Annotated in this window: 13 protein-coding genes; 8 read left to right on the top strand and 5 right to left on the bottom strand. The window is 62.7% G+C overall.

Annotated elements, in window-relative coordinates:
- On the top strand, positions 1–1363 hold a 1363-nt coding region (locus FBR05_12980), incomplete at its 5' end, for a hypothetical protein (protein MDL1873093.1).
- A 24-nt stretch (positions 1364–1387) separates the two neighbouring features.
- On the opposite strand, the gene FBR05_12975 is transcribed toward FBR05_12980, so the two are convergent.
- Complete coding sequence (locus FBR05_12975) at positions 1388–2044, bottom strand: MBL fold metallo-hydrolase (protein ID MDL1873092.1); 657 nt, start codon at positions 2042–2044, stop codon at positions 1388–1390.
- 174 nt (positions 2045–2218) lie between these two features.
- Here FBR05_12975 and FBR05_12970 point away from each other — a divergent pair, with 174 nt between their 5' ends.
- From FBR05_12970 to FBR05_12960, 3 genes are read left to right on the top strand one after another with little or no spacing between them, the layout of a single operon-like run.
- Positions 2219–3016 carry a hypothetical protein gene (locus FBR05_12970; GenBank protein ID MDL1873091.1) on the top strand — a complete coding sequence of 266 codons (798 nt, stop codon included), beginning with the start codon at positions 2219–2221 and terminating at the stop codon, positions 3014–3016.
- 19 nt (positions 3017–3035) lie between these two features.
- Positions 3036–3554, top strand: a complete 519-nt coding sequence (locus FBR05_12965; protein ID MDL1873090.1) for a hypothetical protein — start codon at positions 3036–3038, stop codon at positions 3552–3554.
- 32 nt (positions 3555–3586) lie between these two features.
- On the top strand, positions 3587–4429 hold the full coding sequence (locus FBR05_12960) for an ABC transporter substrate-binding protein (protein ID MDL1873089.1): 843 nt from the start codon (positions 3587–3589) through the stop codon (positions 4427–4429).
- Here the strand turns inward: FBR05_12960 and FBR05_12955 are convergent.
- Positions 4426–5412: an alpha/beta hydrolase gene (locus FBR05_12955; GenBank protein ID MDL1873088.1), complete on the bottom strand. Its 987-nt coding sequence runs from the start codon at positions 5410–5412 to the stop codon at positions 4426–4428. The genes FBR05_12960 and FBR05_12955 overlap by 4 nt on opposite strands.
- A gap of 203 nt (positions 5413–5615) precedes the next feature.
- On the opposite strand from FBR05_12955, the gene FBR05_12950 reads away from it, so the two are divergent.
- Positions 5616–5849 (top strand): ferredoxin, encoded by a 234-nt coding sequence (locus tag FBR05_12950; GenBank protein MDL1873087.1) that lies wholly within the window; start codon positions 5616–5618, stop codon positions 5847–5849.
- A 48-nt stretch (positions 5850–5897) separates the two neighbouring features.
- Here FBR05_12950 and FBR05_12945 read toward each other — a convergent pair whose 3' ends face one another.
- A complete protein-coding gene (locus tag FBR05_12945) occupies positions 5898–6359 on the bottom strand; it encodes a hypothetical protein (protein MDL1873086.1) in 462 nt (153 codons plus the stop codon).
- Positions 6360–6385: 26 nt separating this feature from the next.
- On the opposite strand from FBR05_12945, the gene queG reads away from it, so the two are divergent.
- Entirely contained in the window at positions 6386–7504 is a 1119-nt protein-coding gene (gene queG, locus FBR05_12940; protein ID MDL1873085.1) for a tRNA epoxyqueuosine(34) reductase QueG, read from the top strand.
- On the opposite strand, the gene FBR05_12935 is transcribed toward queG, so the two are convergent.
- Together FBR05_12935 and FBR05_12930 are read right to left on the bottom strand one after the other, a co-directional pair.
- Positions 7501–8214: an FAD-dependent oxidoreductase gene (locus FBR05_12935; protein ID MDL1873084.1), complete on the bottom strand. Its 714-nt coding sequence runs from the start codon at positions 8212–8214 to the stop codon at positions 7501–7503. The two genes, queG and FBR05_12935, sit on opposite strands and share 4 nt — an antisense overlap.
- A 4-nt stretch (positions 8215–8218) precedes the next feature.
- Entirely contained in the window at positions 8219–8539 is a 321-nt protein-coding gene (locus FBR05_12930; GenBank protein ID MDL1873083.1) for a hypothetical protein, read from the bottom strand.
- 102 nt (positions 8540–8641) lie between these two features.
- Here FBR05_12930 and folE point away from each other — a divergent pair, with 102 nt between their 5' ends.
- Positions 8642–9181: a GTP cyclohydrolase I FolE gene (folE, locus tag FBR05_12925; GenBank protein MDL1873082.1), complete on the top strand. Its 540-nt coding sequence runs from the start codon at positions 8642–8644 to the stop codon at positions 9179–9181.
- Between the two features lie 23 nt (positions 9182–9204).
- Positions 9205–10287, top strand: a complete 1083-nt coding sequence (gene mqnE / locus FBR05_12920) for an aminofutalosine synthase MqnE (GenBank protein MDL1873081.1) — start codon at positions 9205–9207, stop codon at positions 10285–10287.
- Positions 10288–10502 lie beyond the last annotated feature (215 nt).

Raw genomic sequence — 10502 nt, 5'->3', positions numbered from 1 at the left:
CGGTCCCCCGGCACCGGCCTCGCGTCCGCTTGGGGAATCGCCCCTGCCCGCGCTGCAGCTCAGCCTGATGTCCGCCCTTCGCCCCGAGGGAGGCGGTTCCCGGGCCCCCGCGCCGATCGAGGCCCGGCTCGACCAATTGGTCCGTCCGGAGTTCGGCGAAGAGGCCGTGACGCCCATGCCGCGCAACGGCGGTCGCTCGCGCCGGGCGGTGCGCCGCATCGGCATCCTGACCAGCGGCGGCGACGGCCCGGGCGAGAACGCCGCGATCCTGGCCCTGGTGCGCGGGGCGATTCAGGTCCACGGCTGGGAACCTGTCGGCATTTTCGACGGCTACAGGGGGCTCTTGCAGCCGGAAGGCCGCATCCGCGAGTTGCTCCTTACCGATGTCTCGGGCGACGCCGCGGTGGGCGCCGCACTCCAAAGGCTTTACGGCGGCAGGACGCCTCCGGGGTTGGCCGCGACGCATGTCGATATTTCCACGCTGGGCGGCGACATCCTGCGCAGCAGCCGCACCAATCCCGTCCAGGGTGATCCGCAGGCGACGCGCGTGAAAGAAACCATGCGGGCGCATGGTCTCGACGCCCTGATTATTCTCGGCGGGAACGGCTCGATGCGGGCCGCCAACGCCCTGCGCGAGGCGGGGGTGCCGGTAGTCGGGATCCCGCAGAGCATCGACTTGGACGTCTGGGGCAGCGAGCATTCCCTCGGTTTCCCTTCCGCCGTTGCCAAGGGGGCGAGCGAGCTGCATCACTTCCACAACACCGCCCACAGCTGCGACCGCTGGTTTTTGGTCGAGGTGATGGGGCAGCACTACGGCATGCTCACCCTGGCGGTGGGCCGGGAGTCGCGAGTCGCGGATTCGGTGTTTATCGAGGTGCCGCGGCCCTTGAGCGACGTGCGCGAGGTCATCGAGCGCGCCCGAGCGACGCGCGCGCACGGCGTGCTGTTGTTTTCGGAGGGCGTGAAATTCCGCGGCGAGGGCGTCTCGACCATCGAGCCGCCGCGCGGCACCGACGTCCACGGCCGCTTGGTCGTCGAGAGCGGGGACGTCGTGCGCTGGCTGCGCGCGCCCCTGGCCGAGATGGGCATCACCCACACGCGCCCCGAATCGCTGGGCTACCTGCTGCGCGGCGCGGATCCCACGCCCCACGAGATCGGACTGGCCAACCTCTTGGCGGCGGGGGCCCTGCGCTTGGTGGAGACGGGGCACTTCGGTCGCATGGTCGGGACGGGCTTCGCGGAGGGCTCCGCGGAACTGCGCCTGGTCTACCCCAAGCTCTCCCGCGTGGCGCGTCTGCAAAAACCCGCGCCGGAGGAATATTTTCTGCACGTCCGGGATTTACTGGAGCGGCGAGGGGAGTAACTTGAGGGCCGGCTCGGGGCCTGCTTAACGCCGCGGTCCCATGCGCAGCGCGAGGAAGTCCTTCAGCGAGAGCGCCGCAGTCTTGAGATAGGGATTTTTCTTTTTCTCCTCGCCCAAGGTGCTTTGCGGTTTTTCCGCGTAATTGTGCCCCGGCAACAGGACGGTCCGGTCGTCCATCCGCATCAATTTTTGCGTCAAGGTGTAGTACATCTGCTCGGGGTCTCCGCCGGGGAGGTCGCAGCGCCCGCAGCCCTGGATGAAGAGGGTATCGCCGCTGACCAGGTGCTGCCGCACCTCGAAGCACTGGCTGCCCGGCGTATGGCCGGGGGTGTGCAGCAGCCGCACCGTCAGGTCGCCGACGCGCACCTCTTGTCCGTGATCGCTTTTCACCAAATGTTCCCCGGCCTCCTTGACGAACTCTGCGTCATGCTTGTTCACGTAAACCGGGATCTGCCGCGCCTCGAGCAGCTCCTCGACGCCGTTGGTGTGGTCGTAGTGGTGGTGGCTGATGAGGGCGCCGACGATCTGCATGTCGTCTTGGGCGGCTTGACGCAGGATGCTATCGACCTGCCAGGCCGGATCGACCACCAAGGCCTGACGCGAGACTGGATCCCCGATCAAATAGACGAAATTTTCCATGGGGCCTACTTCCATTTGGCGCAAATAGAACGGGTTTTGCATGACCGGCTCCTTTTTAGGACTTTTATCATAGATCTTTAGCTTCCGCTTTGAATAGCGCTATAATTTTATAGAAGGTCCGGGTTTGCCGTGGTTTTCCGCGGGCCGGGAAGGGTCCGCGGGTCCGCGCGAATTCGCTTGCGGAATGAAGCCACAGCGGTATGTAGGCGGCAGGCCATGAAAACTCTCAGCTTCAAGACATTAACTCTCGAGGTCGACAAGCAGTACGCCGTCCTCAAATTCAACCGCCCGGACTTCCGCAACGCCTACACCGACGAGATGGGCCTCGAGCTCCTAGACGCGCTCCACGAACTGGCGGCGCCCGCGGTGCGCTCCGTCGTACTCACCGGTTCCGGCAGTGACTTCTCCATCGGCTTCGATCCTCTGGTGATGAAAGAACACCTCGGCGAGGCGCCTATGCTGTTCCGCAAGGCGACGGGCTACCTCCACCAGATCATCGCCGAGCTGCGGCGCCTGCCCAAGCCCGTGATCGGGGCCATCAACGGTCCGGCCGCCGGCACCGGCTTCAGCTTCGCCCTGGCCTGCGATTTTATCCTGGCCTCCGAGACCGCAAGCTTTTCCAGTTCGTATATCAACGTGGGGCTAAGTCCCGACGGGGGGCTCAGCTACTTCTTGACGCGCCTGGTGGGCCCGCAAAAATGCGCCGAGCTCGTCATGACCGGCAAGACCATCAGCGCCCGCAAGGCCCTCGAGCTGGGCATCATCAGCGGGGTGGTCCCGCCGGACAAATTGATGGAGGAGGCCCAAAGCCTCGCGGTGTATTTCGCCAACGGGCCGACCCTGGCCTTGGGGAGGGCGAAGCGGCTGATCGATACGGCGCTCAGTCATTCCCTCGAGGAGCAACTCGAGGAGGAGCGCCAGTCGATAATCGAGATATCGACGAGCAACGATTTTAAAGAAGGGCTCAACGCCTACGTGAACAAGAAGGGCAAACCCAATTTCGGAGGGCGCTGAGGTGCGGCGCAAGGCGGCCATGGCCAAACCGGCAAAAGTGATTCCCCTGCGCTCCGGCGGGCCTCGCCGGCAGCGGGGCGCCTCGCAGGCCTCCGAGCACCTCCACGAGCTCGAGGCCTTCGACTACACCCTCGATCTCCTGATGGAGGACTTCGGCAAGAAGCACCTCAAGGAAAGCTGCGTCCTCTGCGAGCCCATGAAGACCCTCGGCCTGCACCGCGACGCGGTCATGGTGGACCTCGCCGAGACGCTCTTCTTGGCCTTTTTTCCCTCTTTCGAGGGCTATGTCCAAGACCTCAAGGAAAGCCTGGTGCAGGGGCTGCTCGACCGGCGCAACCTCCGGCGCTACGACAGCTGGCAGGACAAGCTGAAAGACCTGCTGCGCGAGCAGGTCCTGGCCGACCTGGGCGATTTCTTCACCGACATCCAAAAGCACCTGATCAAGCACGCCGGCGTCGAGCTCGAGGAAGAGCGCCGCGCGGAGGTCCTGGCCCAGGCCTTCGGCCGCCTCGAGCGGGGCTGGATGTGGAGACCTTGACTTTCCTTCGGGGGCCGGTTTAAGCCCCGTCCATGCAAAAACGATTGATCCGAGTGGCCCACAGCCCCGACAGCGACGACGCCTTCATGTTCTACGCGCTCGCGAAGGACAAGATCGACACCGGCGAGTTTCGCTTCGACCACGTCCTCTCCGACATTCAGACCCTCAACCAGGAGGCGCTGAAAGGCACCTACGAGGTCTCGGCCATCTCTTTCCATGCCTTTCCCCAGGTGGCCGATCGTTACGCCTTGCTGCCTTCGGGCAGCTCGATGGGGGACCGCTACGGGCCGATGGTGATCGCGCGCGAGCCTCACGCGCCCTCGGTGCTGCGGGAGAAAAAGGTGGCCGTGCCCGGCCTGATGACGACGGCCTTCCTGGCCCTGAGGCTCTACGAGCCGAACATCGATTACGTCGTGATGCCCTTCAACGAGATCCTGCCGGCGGTCGCCGAGGGCAAGGTCGACTTGGGCCTGATCATCCACGAAGGCCAATTGACCTACGTTCAGAGCGGCCTGCACAAGATCGTCGACCTGGGCGAGTGGTGGTACGAAAAGACCGGCGGCCTGCCGCTGCCGCTCGGCGGCAACGTGGTGCGGAAGGACTTGGGGCCTGAAAACTGCCTCAAGGTCAGTGACATCCTCCGCAAGGCGATCCAATACTCTCTCGACCACCGCCCCGAGGCTCTCGATTACGCCTTGAGCTTCGCCCGGGGCATGGACCCCAAGACCGCCGACCGCTTCGTCGGGATGTACGTGAACGAGTTGACGGTGGATTACGGCGAGCGGGGGAGGGCGGCGTTGCGGCGCCTGTTCGAGGAGGCGACGGCGAAGAAGTTGATCCCCGAGATGCCGTCCTTGCAATTTGTGGGGGATTAATCGTGCTCTTCCAGCCACCGCACGATTTCCGGATAAACTTCCTTCGGCGCGTTTTTCCCCAACAATAGATCGATGTGCCCGTAATCGTGTTCGTGCCCTCGAGACTTGCCGAAGACCATCAGGGTCTTTTTCGCGCTGGGCAGGCGGCGGAAGGCCAGGCGGATGTCCGCCAGCGGCGTGAAGCTGTCGACCGAGCCCGCGATCATCAGGATGGGCATGGACAGCTCTTCCAGGCTTTTCATGAAATCGATCTTCTTGTCCTTGCTCGCGAAGTATTGATGGTTGAGCCAGTCGTGGATCTGCAGGATCAGGCTCGTCGGGACGCTCTCCACCGCGTGCTCCATGATATTGATCAGGATCTCCCGGGTCATGTTCTCGCGCGAGAAGAGGGCATTATCTTCCAATCCCAGGAGAAGGTCGACGAATCGCGTGGCCATCTTGGATAGCGTCTTGTAGGGCAAGCGGGGAAAGAGCTTGATGATGCGGTCGAAGCGGTGCGTGATCTTGAAATAGCCCGGCCGCGAGGCCGTTGTCACCGGCGTCGCGATGGTGATGAGGCTTTGGAAGATATTTCGCCGGTGGTAATTGTGGGCAAAAGGATAGGCGAGTAGCCCTCCCAGGCTGTGGCCGACCCAATGGAATTTCTTCGCACCCGTCAGGGAGAGCATGGTGTCGGCCGCCGCGGGCAGGTCCTGAAAGACGAAGTCGTCGAAGTACCATTTATAGGGCTGAAAGGTCCCCTTCTTGCTGAGGCCCGAGCCGCGCAGGTCGACGATCCAGCAATCGAAGCCTTTCTTGCTTAAGTGGTGGGCGAGGCTTAAGTCCTTGATGGGGAAGTCCATGTTCCGGTAGTTGCTCGCCAGGCCGTGGACCAAGAGCACCGGATGCCGCGACTTCTTCCCGGGATGATGGTGAAGGGCGATCTTCCAGCCATCCTGGGTGCGCGCGTAGTGGATTTCAGGCTTGTTCGAATGCTTGCTCATGTAATCCGAATTTCAAAAAACCGCCGTTCGCCCCGAGAAGACTGTTTTCGCATAAAATCGGCGATTGGGCCAGGAGATTGATGGGCCTGGATTTGCGGGCATTTTCCCTTAAAATACGATTGTCTTGGTTTTTTATTTCATGCTAGACCCTGGGGCTCGAGAGAGGAGATGTATACTTTGTAGCCCTGAAGGAGCCTCCGACCATGGCCGATAAAAACGACAAACTCCCCAAGCAGCCGGACGGCAAGTTTTACGTCGACAGCCAATGCATCGACTGCAACCTGTGTCGCGAGACCGCGCCCGACAACTTCAAGCGCGACGACGACAACGGCTATTCTTACGTGTACAAGCAGCCCGGCAGCCCCGAAGAAGAAAAGCTCTGCCAGGAGGCCCTTGAGGCCTGTCCGGTCGAGGCCATCGGCAGCGACGGCGCCTGAAAGGCCTGAATTCGAGGTTTTGGAAGGCGTTCGCAAGAACGCCTTTTTTTATGGTGCTACCGGCTCGTTTAGAACGATCCTAACGTCCTTATCGCCAAGTTCGACCCACTCGCGGTCGCTGCGGCCCAAGACGTCTCCGGGCTGGGCGGGGTTGGCGTTGCCGTCCTTGTCCAGCCTTGCGGTGACCTTGAGTTTTCCGGATAATTCGGTCCCCGGGATCATGGCGTCGATTTCGGTCAGGGAATAAGAAACGGGGTATTGAAAGGGCGGGAACATTTTTTTGACCGCGGCGATCTGCCCACGCTCGTTGCGGGCGATGACGAAGAGGACGGCCAGCGGGTCGGCCTGGGCCTTGGCGGTCTCGGCCAGGTCCACGGTGCCGGAGACGAGGACCTTCTGGGCAGCCGGGTCGCCGAGGGGCTCGGTTTTGGGTTCTTTGGTGCAGGCGGTGAGCCAAGCCATCGCGCAGGCAAGCGTAAGGGCCAAGGGCAGGCGCAGGGTTTGAAGCATTTTCCTCTCCTTTCGCCCTCCATAAAATGACGGACGTCAAATTACAACAGGAAGTGCGGGAAGAGCTGGTCCGCCGGGGCTTCGAGATCGTCCGCTTCGCGCGGCCGCCCTTGGGCGCCGCCGCGCGCGAGCGTTTCGCCGAGTGGCTGGCGCAGGGCTTTCAGGGGGACATGGGCTATTTGGAGCGGCGCCGCGGCGAACGCCTGAATCCGGAGTCGCTGCTCGGCGACCTCCGCGGCGTGATCGTCTTGGGCCATCCCTACGACTGCGGCCTGCCCAACACGGAGGCGCCGGAAGCGGGGAACGTCTCGCGCTATGCCTGGGGCCGGGACTATCACGATGTCCTGGGGGAAAAGCTGCGGGACTTTCAAGCCTGGCTGCAGGCGAGACGCCCCGAGGTCGCCTGTTACGCCGGCGTCGATGCGGCGCCGATCCTGGAGAAGGCCTGGGCCGAGCAGGCCGGCCTGGGCTGGTTGGGAAAACACACCAACATCATCCATCCCGAACGCGGCTCCTATTTTTTCTTGGCGGTCCTGCTCACCAACCTCGAATGGCTCCCCGACGCGCCCGAGGCCGACCGCTGCGGGACTTGCACACGATGCATCGAGGTCTGTCCGACGCGGGCCATCGTCGCGCCCTACCAATTGGACGCCAGGCTCTGCATCTCGTATCTGACCATTGAGCTGAAAGGGCCGATCCCCCGCGAGCTCAGGCCCCTGATCGGCAACCGCATTTTCGGCTGCGACGACTGTCAAGAGGTCTGTCCCTGGAACCGCTTCAGTCGGCCGACGGCGGAGGGGAGTTTTTATCCGGGGGAGGGGGTGCGCAACCAGCCCTTGGTCTCGTTCCTCGGTTTGGACGAAAGGGGCTTCAAGGAAAGATTCGCCGGCTCGGCGATCCTGCGCGCCAAACGCCGCGGTTTTTTGCGCAACGTCTGCGTGGCGATCGGCAACAGCGAAAGGCCGGAGTTGGCGGAGGCATTGGTTCCGGCGCTCAGCGACGCCGAGCCCCTAGTGCGCGGCCACGCGGCCTGGGCCTATGCTCGGCTCTTGGGAGCGGCGGCGCGGCCGGCGTTGGAGCGGAGCTTGGCCACGGAAAGCGATTCTTGGGTGACGGAGGAGTTGACGGCGTCCCTGGCCGGCTAAGTCCACTTCTCGAAATGGATCGCCTCGCGCGGGTAACCGTTCTTACCGAGGGTTTCCAGCAGCGAATTGATCATCGGCACCAAGCCGCAGGCGTAGATCTGGCGGCCTTCGGGACTGGGGTAATGGCGGAGCAGGACATCCTGCACATAGCCCGTCTCGCCCTGCCAAGTCTGCGGGCGGCTGACGGTGGGGATGTATTCGAAATGGGGGTGCTGTGCGGCGAGCGCCTTGAATTCTTCGTCGAAGAGCACCTCGTTTTCGTAGCGCACGCCGAGGATCAGCGTCATTTTGCCCGGGTGCCCGTCCTTGAGCAGCGTGTGGATCATCGCGCGCAGCGGTGCCACGCCGGTGCCGGTGGCGACGAAGAGCAGGTGCGGGGGCAGGGGCTCCTTCAGCTTGAAGACGCCCAGCGGCCCCTCCATCGGCATCACGTAGCCTTCCTTCAGCGTGAAGAAGTAGCTCGAGACATAGCCGCCCTCGACCTTCTTGATGCAGAGCTCGATCTTGTTGGGCCAGTGGGGCGGGCTTGCGATGGAGTAGGGTTTGCGGGCCGTTTTGCCCTCTTTGGGCACCTCCACCATCACGAATTGGCCGGCCCGGTAGTCGAAGCGCGGCTTCTCGGGAAACTCGAAGTGGAAATTTCGCACGGTCGAGCTGAGCTCGTCGATCTTCACCAGGTGCGCATTGTAAATCTCTTTGACCTTGGCCATCGTCTCAATACCTCGGCAGTTCGGGATCGGCCTTGAGGGCGTAGGCGTCGATGCCGCCCGTCAAGTTTCGCACATCCGTGAAACCCTGGGAAACAAGAAATGCCGCGGCCTGCAGGCTGCGCACGCCGTGATGGCAGAGTGCCACCGTCGTCTTGCCGCGGTCCAGCTCGGCGAAGCGTCCCGGAAGCCGGCCCAGCGGGATTAGAACGCTTTGGGGAAGGTGCACGGCCTCAAACTCCCAGGGCTCGCGCACGTCGAGCAGCTGGAAGTCTTTTCCGGAGCGCAGCCATTCGCTCAACTCTTGGGGATCGATGCGGCCGACCATGGTTTCCTTCTTTGGGTTGACAAGGCCTTGGGCGGGTTCTACACCCTGGAAGGCCCGGTCGGTGAAAAAACGAGCCACGCTCCTATATAAACAGGGAAAAGAATGGAAGACTTAATTCGCCAGCTCCTCAAAGAAATCGGGGAAGACCCAGAGCGGGAGGGCCTGCAAAAAACCCCCGGCCGCGTCGCGCGGGCCCTCAAGTTCCTCACCCAGGGCTACGCCATGGACCCGCAAGAGGTCATCAACGGCGCCAAGTTCACCGAAAAATACAACGAGATGATCGTGGTGAAGGACATCCAGATCTACAGCCTCTGCGAGCACCACCTGCTGCCCTTCTGGGGCAAATGCCACGTCGCCTATATCCCCCGCGAGAAGATCATCGGCCTCTCCAAGATCGCGCGCTTGGTCGAGATCTTCTCCCGCCGCCTCCAGGTCCAAGAGCGCATGACCACGCAAATCGCCAAGATCATTCAAGATTCCCTCGAGCCGCTCGGCGTCGCCGTGGTCATCGAGGCCGAGCACCTCTGCATGCAGATGCGCGGGGTGCAGAAGCAGGGCTCCAAGGCGATTACCTCCGAGATGCTGGGCGCCTTCCGCAGCAACGAGGCCACCCGCGCCGAGTTTATGCATTTGATAAAATGACCCGCCTTTGCTAGCCCCAACCCATGGACGCCGCCCTGCAATCCATTTTCGAAAAGGTCCAAAACGAGCAGCGCATCGACGCCGACGACTGCCGCGCCCTCTTCGCCAGCAACGACCTATTGGCCTTGGGCCGCATCGCCAACCTGGCCCGCGAGCGCAAAAACGGCAACCGCGCCTTCTACAACATCAACCGGCACATCAACTATTCCAATGTCTGCTACGTCGACTGCAAGTTCTGCGAGTTCGGCCAACCGAAGAGCTCGCCCAAGGCCTACGAGCTCTCGATGGAAGAGATGGAGCGGATGGGGCGGGAGGCGGCGGCCCAGGGCGCGACCGAGTTTCACATCGTCGGCGGGCTGCACCCCGACCTCAAGCTCGACTATTACGAGAACCTCTTGCGTACCTTCAAGGCGGCCGCGCCCCAGGTGCACCTGAAGGCCTTTACCGCCGTCGAGATCGATTATTTCGCGAAGATCAGCCGGCTGAGCGTGCAGGAGGTGTTGAAGCGCCTGATCGCCGCCGGCCTGGGCTCGATGCCGGGCGGGGGCGCCGAGGTGATGACCGAACGGGTGCGCAAGCTGGTCTTCCCCAACAAGATCGGCGCCGAGCGCTGGCTCGAGATCCATCGCATTGCCCACGGCCTGGGGCTGCGCTCCAATGCGACGCTGCTCTACGGGCACGTCGAGAATGACGAGGATAAGGTCGTGCACCTGCAAAGGCTCCGCGACCTGCAGGACGAGACAGGCGGATTCCAGACCTTCATCCCCTTGAGCTTCGTGCCCTACGACACCCAGCTGGCCCACCTGCCGCCGCCGACGGGGCTGTCGGACCTGAAGCACATCGCGATCTCGCGCATCTTTTTGGACAACTTCGCCCACGTCAAGGTCTACTGGATCATGACCGGCATCAAGGTGGCGCAGCTCGCGCTCAACTTCGGCGCCGACGACATCGACGGCACCGTGATGCAGGAGCGCATTGTTCACATGGCCGGCGCCGAGACGCCGGAGGGTCTGCACGTCGACGAGCTGGTCAAGCTGATCCGCGAGGCGGGGCGCGAGCCCGTCGAGCGGGATACCCTTTACAACATCGTCTCCCGCGCGGCGTAGGGGCGAACCCAAGGTTCGCCCTTATAACTTGACGAACTTCCAATAATCGATTGCCCGTCCCATCGCCTTCCACTTCTTTTCGAAGTAGGTCGGGTACAGTGACTCGATCGCATGTTTCTCGAAGCCCCCGACCTCCTCGAAGGCCGCGACGATTTCTTCGGAATAAAATCCCGCGTCAGTCGCGTTGTAGATTGCCCCGCCCGGCTTGAGGTAGT

The organism is Deltaproteobacteria bacterium PRO3 (genome assembly GCA_030263375.1).
Classification (GTDB): Bacteria; UBA10199; UBA10199; order DSSB01; family DSSB01; genus DSSB01.
The sequence above is the reverse complement of the archived record's forward strand: the minus strand, read 5'-3'. Positions and strand labels throughout refer to the sequence as shown.

Excerpts from the sequence above, each read along its gene's own strand:
- FBR05_12975 (MDL1873092.1), bottom strand. The coding sequence starts at position 2,044 with ATGCAAAACCCGTTCTATTTGCGCCAAATGGAAGTAGGCCCCATGGAA.
- FBR05_12970 (MDL1873091.1), top strand. The coding sequence starts at position 2,219 with ATGAAAACTCTCAGCTTCAAGACATTAACTCTCGAGGTCGACAAGCAG.
- FBR05_12965 (MDL1873090.1), top strand. The coding sequence starts at position 3,036 with ATGGCCAAACCGGCAAAAGTGATTCCCCTGCGCTCCGGCGGGCCTCGC.
- FBR05_12960 (MDL1873089.1), top strand. The coding sequence starts at position 3,587 with ATGCAAAAACGATTGATCCGAGTGGCCCACAGCCCCGACAGCGACGAC.
- FBR05_12955 (MDL1873088.1), bottom strand. The coding sequence starts at position 5,412 with ATGAGCAAGCATTCGAACAAGCCTGAAATCCACTACGCGCGCACCCAG.
- FBR05_12950 (MDL1873087.1), top strand. The coding sequence starts at position 5,616 with ATGGCCGATAAAAACGACAAACTCCCCAAGCAGCCGGACGGCAAGTTT.
- FBR05_12945 (MDL1873086.1), bottom strand. The coding sequence starts at position 6,359 with ATGCTTCAAACCCTGCGCCTGCCCTTGGCCCTTACGCTTGCCTGCGCG.
- queG (MDL1873085.1), top strand. The coding sequence starts at position 6,386 with ATGACGGACGTCAAATTACAACAGGAAGTGCGGGAAGAGCTGGTCCGC.
- FBR05_12935 (MDL1873084.1), bottom strand. The coding sequence starts at position 8,214 with ATGGCCAAGGTCAAAGAGATTTACAATGCGCACCTGGTGAAGATCGAC.
- FBR05_12930 (MDL1873083.1), bottom strand. The coding sequence starts at position 8,539 with ATGGTCGGCCGCATCGATCCCCAAGAGTTGAGCGAATGGCTGCGCTCC.
- folE (MDL1873082.1), top strand. The coding sequence starts at position 8,642 with ATGGAAGACTTAATTCGCCAGCTCCTCAAAGAAATCGGGGAAGACCCA.
- mqnE (MDL1873081.1), top strand. The coding sequence starts at position 9,205 with ATGGACGCCGCCCTGCAATCCATTTTCGAAAAGGTCCAAAACGAGCAG.